Annotated in this window: 22 protein-coding genes and 1 tRNA gene; 9 read left to right on the forward strand and 14 right to left on the reverse strand. The window is 48.4% G+C overall.

Going from position 1 to position 20,486, the window contains the following annotated elements:
• Position 1 precedes the first annotated feature (1 nt).
• From OI18_RS14770 to OI18_RS14780, 3 genes are all read right to left on the reverse strand, one after another.
• Positions 2–763: an NADPH-dependent F420 reductase gene (locus OI18_RS14770; protein WP_039141117.1), complete on the reverse strand. Its 762-nt coding sequence runs from the start codon at positions 761–763 to the stop codon at positions 2–4.
• Positions 760–1,206 carry an SRPBCC family protein gene (locus OI18_RS14775; protein WP_052273264.1) on the reverse strand — a complete coding sequence of 149 codons (447 nt, stop codon included), beginning with the start codon at positions 1,204–1,206 and terminating at the stop codon, positions 760–762. Before OI18_RS14775 ends, OI18_RS14770 begins: the two co-directional genes overlap by 4 nt.
• Before the next feature lie 272 nt (positions 1,207–1,478).
• Positions 1,479–1,552 (reverse strand) — tRNA-Pro (locus OI18_RS14780).
• A gap of 118 nt (positions 1,553–1,670) precedes the next feature.
• Here OI18_RS14780 and OI18_RS14785 point away from each other — a divergent pair.
• Genes OI18_RS14785 through OI18_RS14820 form a run of 8 tightly spaced genes read left to right on the forward strand, consistent with a single transcriptional unit; the run spans position 1,671 to position 9,167 of the window.
• Positions 1,671–2,942, forward strand: a complete 1,272-nt coding sequence (locus OI18_RS14785) for a dihydroorotase (RefSeq protein WP_039141119.1) — start codon at positions 1,671–1,673, stop codon at positions 2,940–2,942.
• Positions 2,939–3,460 carry a DUF4199 domain-containing protein gene (locus tag OI18_RS14790; protein ID WP_039141122.1) on the forward strand — a complete coding sequence of 174 codons (522 nt, stop codon included), beginning with the start codon at positions 2,939–2,941 and terminating at the stop codon, positions 3,458–3,460. The genes OI18_RS14785 and OI18_RS14790 overlap by 4 nt, the downstream gene beginning before the upstream one ends.
• A 9-nt stretch (positions 3,461–3,469) precedes the next feature.
• Positions 3,470–4,411 (forward strand): glycosyltransferase family 2 protein, encoded by a 942-nt coding sequence (locus OI18_RS14795; RefSeq protein ID WP_039141124.1) that lies wholly within the window; start codon positions 3,470–3,472, stop codon positions 4,409–4,411.
• The gene (locus tag OI18_RS14800; RefSeq protein ID WP_039141126.1) at positions 4,408–5,538 is read left to right on the forward strand and encodes a glycosyltransferase; all 1,131 of its coding nucleotides are present in this window, start codon (positions 4,408–4,410) and stop codon (positions 5,536–5,538) included. Before OI18_RS14795 ends, OI18_RS14800 begins: the two co-directional genes overlap by 4 nt.
• Before the next feature lies 1 nt (position 5,539).
• Complete coding sequence (locus tag OI18_RS14805) at positions 5,540–6,115, forward strand: D-sedoheptulose-7-phosphate isomerase (RefSeq protein ID WP_039141305.1); 576 nt, start codon at positions 5,540–5,542, stop codon at positions 6,113–6,115.
• Entirely contained in the window at positions 6,112–6,678 is a 567-nt protein-coding gene (locus OI18_RS14810; RefSeq protein ID WP_082037989.1) for a D-glycero-alpha-D-manno-heptose-1,7-bisphosphate 7-phosphatase, read from the forward strand. The genes OI18_RS14805 and OI18_RS14810 overlap by 4 nt, the downstream gene beginning before the upstream one ends.
• A 19-nt stretch (positions 6,679–6,697) precedes the next feature.
• Positions 6,698–7,729: a hypothetical protein gene (locus OI18_RS14815; RefSeq protein WP_152616837.1), complete on the forward strand. Its 1,032-nt coding sequence runs from the start codon at positions 6,698–6,700 to the stop codon at positions 7,727–7,729.
• Positions 7,713–9,167, forward strand: a complete 1,455-nt coding sequence (locus tag OI18_RS14820) for an oligosaccharide flippase family protein (RefSeq protein ID WP_039141130.1) — start codon at positions 7,713–7,715, stop codon at positions 9,165–9,167. Before OI18_RS14815 ends, OI18_RS14820 begins: the two co-directional genes overlap by 17 nt.
• Here the strand turns inward: OI18_RS14820 and lepA are convergent.
• Entirely contained in the window at positions 9,164–10,954 is a 1,791-nt protein-coding gene (gene lepA / locus OI18_RS14825; RefSeq protein ID WP_039141131.1) for a translation elongation factor 4, read from the reverse strand. The genes OI18_RS14820 and lepA overlap by 4 nt on opposite strands.
• 100 nt (positions 10,955–11,054) lie before the next feature.
• On the opposite strand from lepA, the gene OI18_RS14830 reads away from it, so the two are divergent.
• On the forward strand, positions 11,055–11,309 hold the full coding sequence (locus OI18_RS14830; protein WP_039141133.1) for an acyl-CoA-binding protein: 255 nt from the start codon (positions 11,055–11,057) through the stop codon (positions 11,307–11,309).
• Here OI18_RS14830 and OI18_RS23870 read toward each other — a convergent pair.
• The 10 genes from OI18_RS23870 to OI18_RS14880 all read right to left on the reverse strand — a co-directional run bounded on the left by OI18_RS23870 (position 11,281) and on the right by OI18_RS14880 (position 20,402).
• On the reverse strand, positions 11,281–12,294 hold the full coding sequence (locus OI18_RS23870; protein ID WP_052273265.1) for a glycosyltransferase: 1,014 nt from the start codon (positions 12,292–12,294) through the stop codon (positions 11,281–11,283). The two genes, OI18_RS14830 and OI18_RS23870, sit on opposite strands and share 29 nt — an antisense overlap.
• Positions 12,295–12,305: 11 nt before the next feature.
• The gene (locus OI18_RS14840) at positions 12,306–13,436 is read right to left on the reverse strand and encodes a hypothetical protein (protein WP_039141135.1); all 1,131 of its coding nucleotides are present in this window, start codon (positions 13,434–13,436) and stop codon (positions 12,306–12,308) included.
• A complete protein-coding gene (locus tag OI18_RS14845; RefSeq protein WP_160290244.1) occupies positions 13,433–14,467 on the reverse strand; it encodes a methyltransferase domain-containing protein in 1,035 nt (344 codons plus the stop codon). The genes OI18_RS14840 and OI18_RS14845 overlap by 4 nt, the downstream gene beginning before the upstream one ends.
• Positions 14,468–14,517: 50 nt before the next feature.
• Positions 14,518–16,386 (reverse strand): monovalent cation:proton antiporter-2 (CPA2) family protein, encoded by a 1,869-nt coding sequence (locus OI18_RS14850; RefSeq protein WP_039141140.1) that lies wholly within the window; start codon positions 16,384–16,386, stop codon positions 14,518–14,520.
• Between the two features lie 3 nt (positions 16,387–16,389).
• Positions 16,390–16,998 (reverse strand): glutathione-regulated potassium-efflux system oxidoreductase KefF, encoded by a 609-nt coding sequence (gene kefF, locus OI18_RS14855; RefSeq protein ID WP_039141142.1) that lies wholly within the window; start codon positions 16,996–16,998, stop codon positions 16,390–16,392.
• Positions 16,999–17,032: 34 nt separating this feature from the next.
• The gene (locus OI18_RS14860; RefSeq protein ID WP_082037990.1) at positions 17,033–17,500 is read right to left on the reverse strand and encodes a hemerythrin domain-containing protein; all 468 of its coding nucleotides are present in this window, start codon (positions 17,498–17,500) and stop codon (positions 17,033–17,035) included.
• A 5-nt stretch (positions 17,501–17,505) separates the two neighbouring features.
• On the reverse strand, positions 17,506–18,267 hold the full coding sequence (gene tpiA / locus OI18_RS14865) for a triose-phosphate isomerase (RefSeq protein ID WP_039141147.1): 762 nt from the start codon (positions 18,265–18,267) through the stop codon (positions 17,506–17,508).
• A gap of 18 nt (positions 18,268–18,285) precedes the next feature.
• Entirely contained in the window at positions 18,286–19,473 is a 1,188-nt protein-coding gene (locus tag OI18_RS14870; protein ID WP_039141149.1) for a putative sugar nucleotidyl transferase, read from the reverse strand.
• A 52-nt stretch (positions 19,474–19,525) separates the two neighbouring features.
• Positions 19,526–19,774, reverse strand: a complete 249-nt coding sequence (locus OI18_RS14875) for a type B 50S ribosomal protein L31 (protein ID WP_039141150.1) — start codon at positions 19,772–19,774, stop codon at positions 19,526–19,528.
• Positions 19,775–19,907: 133 nt separating this feature from the next.
• Positions 19,908–20,402: a YajQ family cyclic di-GMP-binding protein gene (locus OI18_RS14880; RefSeq protein ID WP_039141154.1), complete on the reverse strand. Its 495-nt coding sequence runs from the start codon at positions 20,400–20,402 to the stop codon at positions 19,908–19,910.
• Positions 20,403–20,486: the final 84 nt, after the last annotated feature.

Raw genomic sequence — 20,486 nt, forward strand, 5'->3', positions numbered from 1 at the left:
ATTATTCGTTAATATCAGTTTTGAATACAATACGGTTATTGGTTACGCATTCCCTGGACCAGGCCAGGTATTGGACAGGGTCTTGTTTGAGTATAAATTGTAAAGCAAGTTCACGCCTTTCAGGCAAGACATCCTTTTGCACAAGTTGGATATTTCGTTTCAATTGCGCACTGTTCAAATCGGTACAATACACCGGGCTGCCGGGTTGTTGCCGCCAGGAATCCTGGATGCTTCCGATATCGAGGGCATCAAAACCACTGTCGTTTACCAGGCGCGCTACAATTCTTTTCGCTTGCTCATCATCCCCGGAAACCGGTAATGCTATTCTTGAAGGGGAGCCACCTGGAAGTCCAGCCTGAACAAGTGAACCTGCTAGGATACTGTTATATACTTTAATAACAGGCCGTGAGAGGTGATTTGAAACCCATACACTTTCAACCATACCGTGCTCAATTTCATCTATACGTCCATCCCTTATCGGGTAATAATTAGTTGTGTCGATGATTACGGTATCGTCAGAAATATCCTGGCCCAATGATTTTGCCAGCTTAGAAATTTCAATGAAAGGAATTGAAATCACCAGGACATGGATCTCCTTAACGACTTCACCTGATGTAACAGCTTTTGCACCCGTCTCACTTTCCAGTGCCCTTAGTTTCTCCACACCGCTGGCATTGGTCATTTTTACATCGTGACCCGCCTTGGCATATTGCCTGACCAGTGAGGCACCGATCTGGCCTGCACCGATTATTCCGATCTTCATAAGCTTAGTTTCTCCTGGTTACTATTGATATGATGTAGCATTTTTTCAATTTTCTTTAACCAGCCGTCTTTCATGCCGCTGAAGATGGCATAGTTGGCCTCTTTGAACCCAGAATGTTTTAACAACAATTTCGTTCCGCGGCCCTGAGGTTCCAATGTCCATTCGCAGATGGTATCAAGGGTAAAAGTACCGTTACCTGAACCCGCTTTCCAACTGTAAGAAAGTTTATAACAAGGTTCAATTTCAAGAACCTTACAATGAAAGACTCCATCTAAACCAAGGTCTGGCATTGCTTTCGCCAGAAGTTGAAATTCATGGCCGGCAATTGGTTTAAAGTCGTTTGGCATCAGCCATAAGGCAATGAGTTCCGCCTGCGTGAGATATTCCCAAACTTCGTTCGGAGATTGCTCAAAAATCCATTCGTGTTTGATCTCGTTATGCATATATGTAACTTTTAGGTTACGAATATATATGTAACTTCTGAGTTACGCAAATATTTTTTAAGAAGTAGTGTTACAGCAGTGATAATCGTGTGAAATGTTGTAGAAAAAAACCAGTAAACACCGAATTAGTGATGGATTATCAACCGTATGCCTGAAGTCGGGCCTCGCCCACCTTCGCTAAAGCTACGGCGGGCATCGCCCGACGAAGCCCGCCAAAGAGTTGAGTGGTAGATAAAAAAAAGCCCGCCATCGCTAAAGCTCGGCGGGCGAAGTCGGGACGACTGGATTCGAACCAGCGACCTCTTGCACCCCATGCAAACGCGCTACCGGGCTGCGCTACGTCCCGAAAACCGGTACAAATGCATGACTGTTAGCCAATTGTCATTTGCGGGTGGCAAAGCTACGCTAAAATTTCATTTCACAAAAATCAAATAACATAGCTAATTTCGCACAACGTTACACCGATGAAAGTATTAATACAACAGGTTGTTATCAACGATCCACGGTCCCCTCACCACAATACATCACAAGACATTTTAATAGAGAACGGCATTATCAGCCAGGTCGGTACGTCGATCACGGCTGATGGAGCCACAGTGATTAAGCAGGATGCACTCCATGCATCACCGGGATGGGTCGATCCGTTTGCAAACTTCAACGATCCGGGTTCAGAACATAAGGAAACGATAGAATCCGGTGCCGCAGCTGCTGCTGCCGGTGGCTTCACTACAGTATTCATCATTCCGAATACCCGTCCCTCCATTGACTCCAAATCGCAGGTCGAGTACGTGGTTTCGAAGAGCTCAAGACTTCCGGTCAATATCCTGCCGCTGGGCTCACTTACCAGGCAGAACGAGGGCAAAGAACTGGCCGAGATGTACGACATGAAAGCAAGCGGCGCCGTGGCCTTCAGCGACGGCACGAAACCGGTGCAGTCTGCCGGTATGCTGGTGAAAGCCCTCCAATATGTAAAAGCTTTTGACGGCGTAATTGTGCAGGTTCCGGACGACAGCAGCATTGCTGCCCATGGCCTCATGCACGAAGGCATTATCTCAACAAAGCTTGGACTGCCGGGCAAACCCATGGTCGCAGAAGAACTGATCGTTGCACGCGACATCAAGCTCGCCAGGTATGCCGACAGCCATATCCACTTTACCGGTGTCAGCTCACCTAAATCGATTGAATACATCAGGCGGGCAAAAGAAGGCGGGTTAAAAGTGACCTGCTCCGTTACACCTTACCACCTGTTCTTCTGTGATGAAGACCTCGTGAACTACGATACCAATCTTAAAGTCAATCCGCCATTACGCAGCCGTGCAGATATGATGGAACTGCGCGATGCCGTTAAGAAAGGATGGGTCGACTGCATAGCAACACATCACCTGCCGCAGGATTACGATGCGAAGATCCTGGAATTCGAATATGCAAAGTTCGGCATGATCGGACTTGAATCCTGCTATTCAGTACTTCGTACTGCGCTTCCTGAACTCAGCGAAGAAAAGATCGCAGATCTCCTTTCCATCAACGCACGCCGGATCTTCAGTCTCCCGGAAGCAAGGCTGGAAGCGGGCCAACCAGCTGCGATCACACTGTACCAGCCGGATGCGGAAAAGGTTTTCAGCCGCGACGACATCCGTTCAAAGTGCAGCAACAGTCCATTCGTTGGAGTTACCTTAAAAGGCAGTGTGGCAGGAATCATTAATGGCACTCATATCTCGGTCAAGGAAAGAGCATGAATAAAAAGATAGCGCTGATCACAGGGTCCGGGGCAGGACTATTATATGCCATCGCTCTTTTCATTTTTTGGAAGCTGGGCATGGGGGCACTCGCAGGTTTCATGACCTGGTATACTTACCTGCCGCTGATCTTCCTGATCATAGCCGGCGGAGCTGTATGGCTTCGTTATAACAGCATCACTTTCGATTTTAAAACTGCGCTGCAATATGCAGTGCTCGCTTATTTCATTTTTGAACTGCTGTACGCTGTCGCGAACTACAGCCTGTTTGCACTAGTCGACAGGGAAGCGAACAGCCTGGTTATCCAGCAGCTGCTTGATGAGTCTGTAAAAAAGATGAAATCCGCAGGCGCAAATGAAGATAAGATCAACGCGGCAAAAGCCCAGGCAGAATCCATGAAAGGTCCGTTGACCTTCAGCCAGGTGTTGCTGGGCTTCGGGCAGAACATGATCCTCAATTTCATCAAGTCCATCTTTATTGCTACTATTACCAAACAAACAAAATCAACGAAAGCATAACCGAAGAATATGGATGTCTCGATCGTCATACCATTACTGAATGAAGAGGAGTCTTTACCGGAACTCGTTTCCTGGATCACAAAGGTGATGACGGAGAACCAATTGAGTTATGAGATCATCCTGGTTGACGATGGCAGTACCGATCTTTCCTGGCAGGTGATCAAAAAGTTGCAGCGCGAAGACGAGCATGTGAAGGGAATCAAATTCCAGCGCAATTATGGTAAGTCAGCTGCCCTCAATGAAGGATTCAGGTCCGCACAGGGCGATGTTGTTATCACGATGGATGCAGACCTGCAGGACTCGCCAGACGAGATCCCGGAAATGCGTTCGATGATCCTGAAAGACGGGTACGACCTGGTCAGTGGCTGGAAGAAAAAAAGATACGACAATACCCTTACGAAAAACGTTCCCTCCAAATTCTTCAATGCGGCTACCCGTAGTGTTTCGGGGATCAGCCTGCATGACTTTAACTGCGGACTGAAAGCGTACCGCAAAAAAGTAGTAAAGAGTATTGAAGTATACGGCGAAATGCACCGTTATATCCCTGTCCTTGCCAAGTGGGCCGGGTTTCCGCGCATAACGGAAAAAGTGGTTGAGCACCGTCCCCGGAAATATGGTGTCACCAAGTTCGGCATCAGCAGGTTTGTGAACGGGTTTCTCGACCTCGCTTCGATCACATTCGTCGGCAAATACGGTAAGCGTCCCATGCACTTCTTCGGGCTGTGGGGAACGCTCTGTTTCTTCCTGGGTTTTGCTTCCAGCGTATATCTTGTTGTAGCAAAATTTTTAAACCCGGCCATAAGCCTGACCAACCGTCCAGCCTTCTTCATCGCACTAACGCTTATGGTCATAGGTACCCAGTTGTTCCTGGCGGGATTCCTGGGCGAACTCATCAGCCGTAGTTCAGCCAACAGGAATCAATACCTGGTGGAAGAAAAACTCGGACTATGAACATCGTGATCCTTGGCCCGGCGCATCCATTCAGGGGCGGCGGCATCACGACTTTTAATGCGCGACTGGCACAGGAACTGCAATCGCATGGCCACAGCGTTTCGATCCTGAACTTCACCGTGCAATACCCTTCGATGCTCTTCCCGGGCAAATCGCAGTTCACCGATGAACCGGCACCGAAGGATCTCCGGATAACCAGGATGCTGCATTCCATGAATCCCATCAGCTGGTTGAAAACCGGGAATTACTTACGTAAATTAAGACCCGATCTTATTATAGTCCGCTATTGGCTTCCATTTATGGGACCGGCATTCGGGACAGTTCTCCGCAGGGTGAAGAAGAACAGGCATACCAAAGTCATTGCCATTACAGATAACGTGCTGCCCCATGAAAAACGGGTCGGTGACCGGATATTCACCCGCTATTTTCTTCCACCCTGCGATGCCTTTATATGCATGAGCGATAAGGTGCTGGCAGACCTGCGCGCCTTCCATATACAAAAACCTATTGCGCGACTTCACCACCCACTTTATGATAATTTCGGAACGCCGGTGGAAAAAGAAACTGCCCGTCGCCACCTGGGCATTGATCCGGGGGTAAAACTGTTGCTCTTCTTTGGTTTCATCCGAAAGTATAAGGGACTTGACCTGCTGCTTGAAGCCATGAAACAGGTAGATGATCCTAACGTGAGACTGCTTGTCGCGGGTGAATTCTATGAAGACATCAATCACTACAAGCCATTGATGAATGAGATCGGCGACAGGCTGATCCTGAAGAATGACTTCATTCCGAATGATGAGGTAAAATATTATTTCAGTGCGGCAGATGTGGTGATCCAGCCTTACCGGAATGCGACCCAGAGTGGCGTTACACCGTTGTCGTACCATTTCGAAAAGCCAATGATCGTTACCAACGTAGGCGGATTACCCGATTACGTGACCAACGATGTGACCGGGATTGTAACGGAACCGCAGCCCGAAAAAATCGCCACTGCCATTAACCGCTACCTGGGTTTTGGTGAAGCGCACTATAAATCTCAAATTCGCAACGAAAAGAAAAGGTTCAGCTGGACGGCTTTCGTATCGTCTTTGCTTGAGCTTTATCAAGAAACAGTTGAAAAAAAATAATATGCAGGGAAAGATAGAATCGTTGATCAGGGCATCCATTGATGTAAAAGAAAAGTTATTGAAGGATGAAGCGATGCTGCAACAGATCGATACTGTTGTTGACCTGATCACGAATGCATTCCGTTCAGGCAAACGATTATACTTCTGCGGTAATGGCGGCAGCGCTGCAGACGCGCAGCACCTGGCAGCAGAATTCAGCGGCCGTTTTTACATGAACAGGAAAGCCCTTCCTGCCGAAGCATTGCACTGCAACACTTCCTACCTGACTGCTGTGGCCAACGACTACAGCTTCGACGTAATATATGAACGCATGGTCGATGGTATCATGGAAAAAGGAGATGTACTGGTTGGACTGTCAACATCCGGCAACTCCCCCAATATTGTGCTTGCATTTGAAGCTGCTGCCCGTAAAGGTGTGCATACTATCGGGTTCACAGGTTCTTCAGGCGGAAAACTGAAGAACAGCAGCAACTACCTGTTCAACGTACCTTCTGACACCACACCAAGGATCCAGGAATCCCACATCCTTATCGGCCATATCATCTGCCAGCTGGTGGAAGAAAAGTATTTTCAATGATTAACCAGTTGCACGTAGATAATAGCTGGACCCTTTTCCTCGACCGGGATGGGGTGATCAATTACGAAAAGGAAGCCGACTATATTTACAACAAGGATGAATTCGTGTTGTACGAGGGCGTTGTGGAAGCCATGCAGATTTTTACCCGTAGTTTCGGCAGGATCATCCTGGTGACCAACCAGCGTGGTATCGGTAAAGGACTCATGACCGAAGATGACCTGCATGGGATTCACCAGCACATGAACGCGGTGTTTAACGAGGCGGGTGCAAAGGTGGATGGAATTTACTACTGCACTTCGCTCGACAATTCGCATCCCGACCGCAAACCGCAGCCTGGCATGGGATACAGGGCAAAAAACGATTTTCCGTCAATAGACTTTTCGAAATCAGTCATGGTAGGAAACAGCCTGTCTGACATGGAATTCGGCAGGAACCTGGGGATGTATACAGTGTATATCCGGACCATCGTACCCGGGCTCACCCTTCCCCATCCTGCAGTTGATGATGCTTACAATGACCTGTTAAATTTTGCCAGGACTTTGCCCTCACTGCGAAAGCCGTAACTTCATATACCATATGAATATGAAAACATTGTTTCTTTTGTTCATTTCCGTAATGTGCGCATTGGGCTCTATGGCACAAAAACTGAAGGCAGCTGACCGCAAGCAATTGCAGGTACGCGAAGATTCCCTGAAGGCATATGCCGACAGCATGATCAATGCCCGCTCAGCCGGCAAACGTTTCCTGAGCGACAGCAATTTTGTCCGCAGTTTTGTGCGGGCGTTAAAAACTCCCTACTCATTCGACTATCCCTTCGATTCAGTCACTTCTGTTTCCATGTTGTACCCGGCCGACAGTACATTCCGGATCATGACCTGGCAGTTAAAGAAGGATGAATATATGTACCTGCAAAAGGGCGCTATCCAGATGCGTACAACAGATGGCAGCCTGCGTCTCTTCCCGCTCTTTGATGCTTCCATGTTCACAGCGAAACCAATCGATTCAGTGCGGAGCAGGAAGAACTGGATCGGCGCTATCTATTACAAGGTTATCCAGAAAGAGTGGCAGGGCCGGAAATATTATACCCTGCTCGGCTTCGACGGGTTCACAGTAAGCAGTAACCGAAAATGGATGGAAGTACTTTCGTTCGACCCACAATCAGGAGAACCCGTGTTTGGCGGTCCTTACTTTGTGGTTTCACCCGACTCCGCAAAAAAGAGCCAGGTCCAGAACCGCTTCAGCATAGAATATAAGAAAGAAGCCAGCACCACCTTCAATTATAGCGAGGATAAGGACATGGTCATCTTCGACCACCTTATTTCCGAATCAGACGAGCCCAACCGTCCTGAGACCTTCATACCAGACGGCGATTTCGAAGGATTCCAGTGGAAGGACGGCAAATGGGTGCAAATAAAAAAAGTATTCACCGAAGTGCCTGATGAGTTCAAAAACGTTGACCCATTGCTGGGCAATGCGCCGGCCGACGATGCCATCAGGGATAAGGAGGGAAACATAGACGAGAAAAAACTGGAAGAACGATCCCGTAAGAATGATGAGAAGTCCAGGGAAAAAGTAAAACCCAAACCGAAAAAAACGGGTGGCGGAAACCAGTAACACCAATAAAATTCCATTCAGGCATTTGCTGCTGCAGTATACCAATACTGCTCTCAACATCCTTTTTCCGCTTATTCTCTTCCCATACATGACCCGCACCCTCGGTCCGCAGGGTTATGGTGTGATCGGGTATTATGAATCGCTGATGCTGGTCGTGAATGTATGGGCAGCGTTCGGCGTGAATTACTTCGGACTCCGGCTGCTCAGTAAAAGTGCGGTCGGTGACGCCAATCATGCCAATACGGTCCTGCACCTGCTGTTCATTAACGGGTTCATGGCATTCACCGGCACAGTTTGCTACCTGTTATACATCATAAGCAAACCGGTACAGATCGGGTCGCCGGGCATTACGTTACTGTATGCATACATCATGCTGGTGTATATGTTTCATGCGGACTGGTATTTCCAGTCGCAGGAAAAATTCCGTTTCCTGCTGAACCGGACTTTCGTACTGCGCTTATTCGTATTGGTGAGTGCGATAATCTTTGTGCGTAAACCGGAACACCTGATTTATTACATCATGGTCAGTGCAGTTAATTATACCCTCATAGCTGCAAGCACCTGGTGGAACCTGAGGTCACTCCTGCCCTACTGGAAATGGGACATCGAACTGTTTAAAAAACTGATCAGGTCCTTATGGCCGTTTGCATTGCTGGGTGTTCTCAGCTCATTTTACTTTTCATTGGACACGATCATTCTCGCAAGAACCGGTAAGGTAGCGGACCTTGGCCATTATACAGTTGCGGCAAAGATTGTAAGGCTTGGACTGAATGTATTTATCGGGGCGTCGATAGTTTTCTTTGTAAAGCTGTTCCGCAGTGCTGTTGACCGTAAGCTGCAGGAAGACAGTATGCTCATGACGATGCACCTCAGCATCCCGATCGGCGCATTATTATTTGCGTTTGCCAACCCGGTGATCCGATTTGTTTCCGGTGTGCATTACCTCCCGGCAACAGACATCCTGCGCATCTTTTCATTGCTTTGGGTGGTAGTACCACTTCATGATTTCTTTACCATCCAGGTGTTGATGGTTCATCACCGCGAGAAGCTGCTGGTTCGCCTCTACGCGATCGCATCACTGGTTTCGCTTTTTCTCAATATCATACTGATCCCGCTATGGTTCACCCAGGGAGCGGCCATCGCGATGCTGGTCACAGAAGTTGTAGTGCTGGTTGTGGCAGTGATCTACAGCAGGGATTATTTCAGGCTGAATTCTTCGATGGTCATCGATTTTCTCAGTTGCCTGACCGCTTTCCCGATTGCCTGGCTTGGATTTTCGCTGGCAGAAAATATCTCGCAGAACGCACTGGTACAACTTACCGTCGGACTGACAGTAAGTTGCCTGGCATATGCAATTGTGCAGGTGTTGATTTTCAGCAATGATTTCTGGAGCCGGATGTGGCAGGCACTCCGGGCAAAATGGCTCCGGACGGTCTAGTCATCCAGTTTAAGCACAGCAAGGAATGCTTCCTGCGGTACTTCAACCGAACCGATCTGGCGCATCCGCTTCTTACCTTCCTTCTGTTTTTCCAGGAGTTTACGCTTCCGGCTTACGTCACCACCATAACATTTGGCAGTTACGTCTTTCCGCATGGCGCTGATATTTTCCCGTGCAACGATCTTGGCACCGATTGCAGCCTGGATGGCAATAAGGAATTGCTGGCGTGGAAGCAGTTCTTTCAGCTTCTCGCAGAGTTTGCGGCCAAAATCATTGGCGCGACCGCGATGGATAAGCGCACTTAAGGCATCTACCTTTTCCGCATTAAGCAGGATGTCCATCTTAACAATGTCCGCCTCGCGATAACCGATCGGATGATAGTCAAACGACGCATAACCACGTGTCTGGCTCTTCAATTTATCGTAGAAGTCAAATACGATCTCAGTCAGTGGCAGTTCAAAAATGAGTTCCACCCTGGTTTGCGTGAGGTAGCTCTGGTTAATGAGGATCCCGCGCTTACCCAGGCAAAGCGTCATGATATTGCCGATATATTCGGGCTTGGTAATGATCTGCGCCTTAATAAAGGGTTCTTCAATCCGGTCTATCTTGCTGGGATCAGGCATTTCCGTGGGATTATTCACGATCACCTTTTCGCCTTTGCTGGTATAAGCAATGAAACTAACGTTTGGAACTGTTGTGATCACCGTCTGGTTGAATTCCCTTTCCAGCCTTTCCTGGATGATCTCCATGTGCAGCATTCCGAGGAATCCGCACCTGAATCCAAATCCAAGGGCCTGCGAGGTTTCCAGTTCGTAAGTGAGCGAAGCGTCGTTCAACTGCAGTTTATCCATACACTCGCGCAGTTCCTCGAAGTCGTCGGTAATAACCGGGAAGATCCCTGCGAATACCATTGGTTTTACTTCTTCAAAACCCTTGATTCCTTCCGGAGCCGGGTTGCTCACGAGCGTGATGGTTTCACCGACCTTTACTTCTTTCGCGTTTTTGATACCGGTAATAATATAACCCACATCGCCGGCCGAAACCTCGTTCCTTTCGGTCATCTTTAGTTTCAGGATCCCGACTTCATCGGCATAGTATTCCTGGTCTGTCGCCATGAATTTCACCTTATCACCCTTTCGGATCTTTCCGTTCATGATCCGGTAATAAACGATGATACCCCTGAAGCTGTTAAACACGCTATCGAAGATGAGCGCCTGTAAAGGTGCGGTCGGATCTCCTTTTGGAGCAGGGATCCTTTCCACGATGGCTTCCAGCACTTTATCCACACCGAGGCCGGTACGACCGCTGGCCAGCAGGATCTCTTCGGGTTTACAACCGATGAGTTCAACAATCTGGTCCTTAACTTCTTCGATCATTGCGCCATCCATATCGATCTTATTGATTACCGGGATGATTTCCAGGTCGTTATCAATGGCGAGATAGAGGTTGCTGATCGTTTGGGCCTGGATCCCCTGGGTAGCGTCTACCAGCAGCAGGGCGCCTTCGCAGGCTGCCAGCGCACGGCTCACTTCATAGCTGAAGTCAACGTGACCGGGAGTATCGATGAGGTTCAGGGTGTAATCCTGTCCATTATGCCTATGGTTGATCTGGATGGCGTGACTCTTGATCGTGATCCCTTTTTCCCTTTCGAGGTCCATATCATCCAATACCTGGTCCATCATTTCACGTTCACTGATGGTATTGGTGGCCTGAAGCAACCTGTCTGCCAGTGTGCTCTTTCCGTGGTCGATATGGGCGATAATGCAAAAATTCCGGATATTCTTCATCAGGTGCTTACTTAGGGGTGCAAAAGTAGCGAAAAGACGGCACTAAACGGTGTTCCATTAACTTAAAAACCACTACTTTCGCAGCAAATTTTCAAGGGTTATGGATTTACAACAACAGTTCGAACAGGCAGTTGCAGACAGCAAATCGCTGACAGATCGCCCCAGTAATGAAACCCTGCTCCAGCTTTATTCGCTGTACAAACAGGCTACAGAGGGTGATGTGAATGGCGACACCCCCAATATGTTTGACTTTGTTGCAAAGGCCAAATACGAGGCCTGGTCATCCCTGAAAGGCAAATCACAGGGTGATGCCATGACCGACTACATCAACCTCGTGAAGAAACTGGTGAATTAAGCACCGCCGCACGCAGGTGCGCCCCATCCGAAATCGCTTCAGCAATTGGCTTCATTCGCTCCGTTGCTTCCCTATACTCATCAGTGGAAACCTGTTGAATCAAGGCAGGTAGCTGGTGCAGGCTGTCTATTGTCCACCCGATCCCTTTTTCCCTCACAAATCCTGCGGATCCTGCTGACGCCGGAACGATCGCGGGCATGCCGGCTAGGATATAGAGCGATAGCTTATGATGGAAAATGTATTGTGCATATTCTCCCAGTGGTCCTGAGAGCGTTTCAATTGAATCACCGTCCCAAACCAGTCCGAAGCTTCCTTCAATGACAGCCGGTCCTTCTTTTGGCTCAAAGGCCGGGTACACGCTGCAGTTCGGGGCATTACTTAAGCCTGGCACAAGATCCTCGCCATAGATATGAAAATGGATGGCAGGAATAGCCGGGAGTTCATTGAGGAACCCGCTTTTCCCGAGATTACCGGCAAAACAGACCTGGTGGCTTTTTTCCCGCTTCCTTTCCGCGACCGGGGCAAGAAAATCGAAGGGTCCCAGTACCTGTGCCGGTACGGCCGGCAACCGGCGCTGCAGCCAGGTTTTCATTTCTTCCGTATGCACAACCAGAGCATCGGCAAGTTTCATCACGCCAAGTTCCTTTTCGAGGAGAGCGGGGTCATTGTCCTTCAACCCGTCAATATCACCAATGATAAAAAGGATCCGTACACCCTTGCGTTTCAGTTTCTGTAACATCGCCACAGACATCCTCGGGTAAACCGGGAAGAGACTGGCGACTGTTGCACCGGGGGGAATGAGATAGACCAGCCGGTTCATTTCTTTCCACCTATGCCACTTGCTGAACAAACCGCTACCGGAGGGAAGCGAAACAGGGAAATAACCCATTTTCCCGAGAATTGCCTCGATATCGGTATACCCGACTCCCCCATGACGGTACGGATTACCGCTGAACAGTTGTAAATAGAAGCTGGCTATCGACAATTATGCCTGGTTTATTTTATTGGAAATAGGGTTGGATGTGCTTCACGGATTGCCTCCGGCGTAAACTTCATGCTGCTTTCGAGCGCCCGTTGCTGCCATGCGGCATATTCGGCAGGTTGCTGCCCCAGTTCCCGGAAGAAACTGACCAGTTCGGTCGCTTTCTCATACCTGTAACTGCTGTTTTTCATTTCATCCGGAACAGCAAGATGCGTGGGATGAAGTACAGGTCTCGCATATCTAACTGCATCAAAAATATTGCCGGAAGTCTTTGTTTCTCCATAAACTTCACGGATATGGTCATGCGCATACGAGAATCGCACTACCGGGATATAAACAAAGTGCGCAACCTTCATTTGCCTGTCGAACTCTTCTACCGGCACATGCATTGTATCATAAGCCTGGATGGATGTATAAACGCCTTTTCTTCGTTTAGCCCTTGCGACTATCGATGCGCCATATTCACCAACCGGCGCACCAAGCAATATTGCTTCCACCGCAACATGGCCCTGTTCTGCAAGGTCAAGTAACCGGAATACTTCGTCATAGTCACGCCGCTCCCGGTCGATTGATCCCGGAATCACCAGCCGGATCGTTCCCGCCAACTGGATCTCTTCAGCATTGCGTTCATAAACCGCGCCAGGCAGGTTATGCACCGGCTTCTTCCGGCGTAACTTTTTGTCGAGGTGCTTTCTTAATGTAGCAGCCAGCAGGTTCAGTTCATCTGCCTGCCTGACCAGCAGTTTGCTGCCAATATTCCGGACAACGGGTCTTATTCCAAGCCCGGGAAAAAGCCTGGTCACACAGTTAATGGAGTGCAATGTGAGTACTGATCTCATTTGGGGATGCTTTTTAAGCATCCATGCATGCAGAAGGTGATTATCACGGACTGTGCTGTAAATAAATAACCCGGGCCTGAGGATCTTCAACAGTTTGTGGATGCGCAGGATAAAGCGAAAATTTGATTCGCGTTTTCCCTGCACCACCCAATCGTAGCGCGTATACTTTTCTCCCAGCATTTGCTGCAGGATACCACGGACATGCTCATTCGTACAAATGGTCAGTTCATTTTCATCCACATCAAACAGGCGGATGAGTGCATAGGCTGTTTCAAAATGTTCTGTGTCAAATATGACTGTTCTCATAGAATCCTTGATCCTTTCATTGAAAATCCGATCTCGTTCATAGTAGTAACGGATACTTTTTCAAACCGGTGCGCATGATACCATTTCTCCACTTCGTCCGGTGTATGTTCATGACGGAACTGCGGACTCAGCACGTCCAGCTGGCTGATCATGATCTCACGCCAGTGCGGGTGATTTCCTTTTATAAATGAGATCACCCAATGCAAAGGTGTCAGCGTGAAGAAGTAAAGCCAGAACTGCAGCTTCACTGGCAGGTTAACTGTGAACCGGCGCAGGAACAACATGAATCGCTGTACAAAATCATGACAGGGACGATAAAGCCAGACAGACAAAATTCCATTGGCACCCGTGAGTGTGCTGATCGTATTGAATGAATTACTGGTGCTTTCTGTATGGTGAAGTACGCCGCTTGAATATACAAGATCGAAATAGCCGGGTGAAAAGGGCGGGTAATGCAGGTCAGCCTGGATGAAATGGCAATTGGGAGAAGCGTTATTCGCTGCTGCGTCAACAACACTGTTACCGAGGTCCATGCCAATTGCCAGCGCCGATTTCGCAGCGAGCAGGCGGGTTGACCTTCCATGACCGCAGCCGACATCAATCACTTTCTTACCGGCAAGTTCTTCTTCGCGGAGGTCGATCTCGGCAAATAACTGGTTACGGTAACTCACTGCATCGGTATGCCACACCCGGAGATGATCCCTGTTGCCCAGCAGCTTCCATTCGAGGCTGAAACTCTTTTTGGACTTCGCATTACGCCGGGTGGCCGACCGGATCGGCTCGCCATATTTCGCAAGAACGGCATCCTTTCTTGAATCGAAATCCTGGCAACATTCCTTAAGGATTTGCTGGTGATCGAGAAAACTTTCCAACAGCATGCGTGGCACTCCATCGATCACGGGAAAAAACATGGTGCAGGAAGAAGTAAGTATTGCTGTCTTTATCCCGGTTGTGCACACTTCAATGGTCTCCAATTCAAGTGTGCTGTTGCAGTAGGGGCACCGAAGATGTTCTAACAGGTCTGATTGCATAAGGAACCGGGGCATGGTACTGCCTTCCGGCCAAATATATCACATTTCAATTAATCGCCCGGGGATTCGCGGATGAGTCCTTCCTCCTCCCACCCTTTCTCAATTGCCAGCGAGCGCATACTTCTGTCGCTCTGGATGATCTTTTCCAGCTCCTCGATAAATTCCCTTGAAGTATTAATATATTGTTTCTGATCCCGGATGGCAGAAAGTTTCTTCAGCGCTTTTTCATCATAGCTGCGAAATGTCTGCGCAGCACGGAAAGAACTGTATGTCCTGAAGCCAAGCATCTTCATGGTATCGATGCCCATCCGGAGTGCGGCATCCAGAGTTTCGCGATAGATATTCAGCATGCCGGCATTCATCTGGTCATATGCATCATTCCTGCTTCTCGTACGAACAAGGATCTTCAGCCGGGGAAAATGCTTTTTGATGGTTTCGATCATTTCAAGACGTTTCTGCGGATCATCGATCGTGATGAGAATTACCAGCGCTTCATCTGCGCCGGCGGCTTCCAGCAGGTCGCGCCTTGACGCATCACCATAGTAGACCTTGAACCCTATCTTGCGCAGGAAATCGACCCGGTCTGAATCGATATCAAGGATCGTAGTACCGATATCGTGTGCTTTCAGGAAACGGCCGACGGTATTGCCAAAATCGCCAAAGCCTGCGATGATGACGGGATTCTTTTCCGGTATGGCGTCCGCCTTCCTGTCTCCCGGTTCAGTGACCCCGAACCTTCGCTGGATGACCTTTTCATAAAGCAGGAACAACAAAGGTGTTAATGCCATGCTGATGGCAACGGAAGCCATCAGGAGATCAGTTGTATTTGCGGGAATAATATTTTCCTGCCGTGAGAACGACAGTAGTACAAAAGCGAATTCACCAACCTGGCAGAGCGCGAGCGAAAAAAACAAATTCTGGTCAAGGTTCAGGCGGAAGAGACGTCCGACACAGAAGAGCACCAATGCTTTCACCGCCATTATGCCGGCAACAAGGCCGAACACCAGCCAAGGCAGGTTGACGATGAGCCTGAAGTTGATCGTGATGCCCACGGCAATAAAGAAAAGTCCAAGCAGCAAACCCTTGAATGGTTCGATGTCGCTTTTGAGTTCATGACGGAATTCACTGTTGGCAAGTACGACACCGGCGAGAAAAGCGCCAAGCGCAGGACTGAGTCCAACCTGCGTCATCAGCAAGGTAATACCTACCACAAGCAGCAAAGTGGTTGCGGTAAATACTTCCCTTACCTGTGATGAAGCGACGATCCTGAGGAAGGGGCGTACAAGGTACCGGCCTGCAAAAAAAATAGCTGCAACTGTTCCGAGCATGATGAGCGTCTGCAACCACCCGGGCTGCTGCAATACCCAGTTGTTATGACCGGGATGCGAACGGCCGGACATTGGAGATAAGAGCGGAAGGATTGCCAGCATGGGAATAACGGCAATATCCTGGAATAGCAAAACTGAGAAGCTGCCCTGGCCGGCTTCCGTTTTAAAATATCCCTTTTCCTGCAGGGTCTGCAGCACGATAGCTGTAGAGCTTGAAGCAACGATCATCCCGATCGCGAGGGAAAGCTTCACATTATTACCCAGCAAAACAGCTATCCCGGCAATCGCGAAAATGGTCAGTAAGATTTGAAGTCCGCCCATTCCGACAATGCTTTTCCTGAGTTTCCAGAGCAGTGAAGGTTCCAGTTCCAGTCCGATCACGAAGAGCATCATTACCACGCCGAATTCTGCAACGTGCATCACGTCAGATCCTTTTTCAGTGACCAGGTTAAGTGCGGCTGGTCCGATCAGGACCCCGGCAAGGATGTATCCCAGTATGGAACCGAGACCTGCTTTCTTTGCCACCGGCACCAGGAGTACAGCAGCCGACAGGTAAACCAGGGCTTCGAGATAAAAAGTTTGCTGGTCCATATGTCAGGATTGAATAGTGGATGGAATGGGAAAGAGGTCGTTCATATAAAAACAGCCTGCACGCTCAGCAGCGCTGATCCTGTCAGCCGCCAGTGAAAGCAACATTTGCTTGAACTGGGTGGCATGCAGTTGTATATCGGTGTCGGATATGCGATGTGTGCCATGAACGACGAACGGCGGCCAGTAATCCATATTACAGATCTTCACCGTGTTCTCGAATGGCGCCAGGTATTCGGGCAATTTCTGTTTGTGCTTGCCACCGGGATTGTAAGAGTCAAAGCTGCCGCCACTGGTGACCGCCTGCATCGTTACCTTGCCGGTGAGTGCAGTTCCATTGGCCCCGTATGCCCAACCATGTTCAAGCACCAGGTCAAGCCATTGCTTGATGATTGGCGGCCCACTATACCAGTAAAGCGGGTGCTGAAAGATAATAATGTCGTGACTGAGGAGCAGTTGCTGTTCCCGATCTATGTCGATATGAAAATCCGGGTAGGTTTCATACAAATCATGAAAAGTTATGTTCTGCTGGATGGGGATCTGCCTGATCAGTTGCGAATGCACCCTCGATTTCTCCAGGGTAGGGTGAGCAAACAACACAAGTATTCTTGCCATGCGGAAAATTACATAATAATGGCTGGATGCGGATTTACTCCCAGAAATGGTTGGGATAGGTATTGCAGACGGTGACCACGTTGTTCTCATGGAAGTGGAGTGCGGCAAGAGTTGCAGGCGGAACAAAATCCTGCATTGCCTGGAAAACGATCCGCTCTTCGTAGCGGATATGTTGTTCAAGAAGGTTGGCGATATCTGGCAGGAGCCTGTCGCTCACGGCTTCCTGCTGAAGATGTACCATGCAGTTCCGGATCAGGTCATGATCGCGCTGGATGGTTTCAGCATATACTTTGCCCTGGCTGAACTGGCGAAGAAGCGGAAGGAGATGTTTTTCTTCTTCAACGAAATGGGGCGACAATTCCTTCTCCCAGCATTTCAGGAGAAAGTCTGTCATTACGGAAATGGAAGCCTGCCTGCGGATCCCCTTACGGATCAGCAGGCAGGTCATTAATGCGGTTTTATGTTGCTTTGACAAGGGTTGTAATGCTTCCGCACGTTGCATACAGATTATTTTAGTGCCTGAATAATTGCCAGGAATTCATCCGTTACCAGTGAAGCGCCGCCAACCAGTCCGCCGTCAACATCTTCACGTGAAAAGATATCTTTTGCATTGGCTGCCTTTACACTTCCACCATAAAGGATAGAAATTTCCGACGCTATATCATTTCCAAACTGGGTGGCAAGAACAGACCTGATATGCGCATGCATTTCCTGTGCCTGATCTGCCGTTGCTGTTTTACCTGTTCCAATGGCCCAGATGGGTTCGTAGGCGATGATCACGTTTTTCAGCTGATCGCCCGACAGGTGAAACAGTGATTCTCTCAACTGTGTTTCAACAAAAGTGTTCTGTGTTCCTGCTTCCCTTACAGACAGGGATTCACCGCAACAAAAGATTGGCTGAATGCCCTGTTCCAGCAGCAGGTCAGTTTTGGTTGCGAGTTGTTCATTCGTCTCGCTAAAATATTCTCTCCGTTCACTGTGACCGATGACGCAATACCGGATGCCGATGGAATGCAGCATTTCCGTTGAAACTTCACCCGTGTAAGCCCCGGATTTTTTATTGTAACAATTCTGTGCTGCTACAGAATAATTTTTTTCGTTGGCTACTTCGCTGTTCGCCATGATAAGATACGGAAAAGGAACAGCAAAAATTGTTTCCTGGTGATCTGACAGCGAAATCTTGGCTTTAAGGATATCGTTCAATAATTTTTCGCCCTGCTGATACGTAAGATTCATCTTCCAGTTAGCTGCCGCAATTTGTTTTCTCATTACTTGTTTGCAATTGATTTAGTAGTTATCGTAAATATATTTCAGTATGTTCTCTTCCCTTGCAGACAGCGTACTGTCCTTCAGTTTTTTCCAGTTTGAGATATCCCTGATCGCTTTGTCAAAATCATACTTCCGTACGCCTTCGGAACCCCATGAAAAGTTTGGAATGTACTTTGGCGACAGACCACTTCCAAATATACTGCTTGATACCCCAACAACAGTGCCGGTATTAAAAGAAGTATTTATGGCTGACCGGCTGTAGTCGCCCATGATCAGTCCGCATTTGATTCCCGCATTGCCGATACCGCCCTCACTTGCAGGGTGATAGACAAAAACCTGGCCGGCATTGTTCTTTACATTCGATGCTGAGGTACCCGCACCGAGGTTACACCATTCGCCAATCACGGCATCACCAAGGTAACCATCGTGGGCCTTATTCGAATAGCCCATCATCACGGCGTTCTTTATCTCCCCGCCTGCTATGCAATATGGGCCAATTGTGGTTGCCCCATACACTTTCGTTCCCATTTTCAGTACAGCCTTCTCCCCCATTGCAAGCGGACCGCGAATGAAACATCCTTCCATCACTACAGCATCCTTACCGATATACACGGGACCTGTGGTCGCGTTGATGATGCAATGCTCCATATAAACGCCTGGTTCCACGAAGACATTTTCTTTTCCCGAGATTTTATTGGTATCGCTTATTACGCCGGATGTACGACCGCTGGTAAGTACCTCAAAGTCGAGCCGGATAGCGCGGTCATTTTGCATGAAGATCTCCCAGGGATTGCAAATAGAGAATACATCGCCCTCAAAGTTGGTCGTTTTTTCCACTTTGATGCGGTGCAGGCCGGTGACGTGTTTTTTACTGAAGTGCAATGCAATGGCACCGTCAGATGAGCTGACAAGCATTTCGCCCGGCACGAGGGCGGCAACTGCCGCAACCAGTTCAGGAGTAGGAAGGATATTCGCATGTACGAGCAGGTAATCACCTTCAGCAATAGCCGAATCTATGGTAAAGGAACGTTCCCCTTCTTTGTAATCGCCTTCCCATTTATCGTAAGATGGCAGGTTAAGCAACTTCTCCCACTTTTCCCTTATGGTCAGAATGCCCACCCTGATATCCTGGATCCGCCTCGTTAAAGTAAATGGGAAAAGGTTTTCAGGCCGGCAATATTCTTCGGAGAATATAATGGATTGCATAGCCTAAGGTAAGAAAAAAAAATCCCGGGAGATTTTCCCGGGATCACTATTGTTATTTCTTCGCGTACTTCTTTTTGAACTTGTCGATACGTCCGGCTGTATCCAGCATTACGTTCTTACCAGTGAAGAAAGGGTGCGAAGTATTGGAAACTTCAAGCTTAATGAGCGGATACTCATTACCGTCTTCCCACTGAACAGTTTCTTTTGTATTTGCGGTTGACTTGCCCAGGAACGAAATACCGTTACTCATGTCCTTGAACACAACCAGGCGATAACTTTGCGGATGGATACCTTGTTTCATAACTGCTATTTTTTAAGGTCGTACGGATTTTGCCGTACAGTTTTAATTTTTTTAGGAAATGCAAAATTAGTGCATTCCGGTGGTAATACCCAAGAAATCCCCGAAAAAGTACGGCTACTTAACCGACTGACTATCAACTCTTCATATTAATATACTGCAGAGGCACTTCCAGTCCCCAGGTTTTACTGGCCTGGATAACGGACTGCAGGTCATCGATCTTTTTGCCGGTAACCCGGATAATATCATCCATAATTGCCACCTGCACCTTGAGCCCGCTGTCCTTGATCAGTTTCACGATTTTCTTGGCATCTTCCTGTTTAAGCCCGTTGCGGACGGGGATTTCTTTTTTCCAGATCTTCCCGCTTTGATAGGCAGCTTTGGCTTCGAAATCATAGATCCCGGCCTCGAGGCCCTGCTTCAGGGTACGGCTGATCAGCACATCCGTTACCTGGTTGAGCTTCATATCACTATCCACTTCGATATTCAGGATGAACTCCTTCTTGTTCAGTTCGATCTGTACATGAGAATCCTTGAAATCAAACCGGTTGGTGATCTCCTTCTTTACCGTATTAATGGCATTGTCGAGTGTCTGGAGGTCAACTTTGCTGACCAGGTCAAATGATGGCATATGTTTTATTTACCCTGCAAATGTAATGATCTGAAAATAATGATCGTCCTGTAGAAACAGGACGATCTAACCTTAAACTAACAC

The organism is Flavihumibacter solisilvae, assembly GCF_000814475.1.
Lineage (GTDB): Bacteria > Bacteroidota > Bacteroidia > Chitinophagales > Chitinophagaceae > Flavihumibacter > Flavihumibacter solisilvae.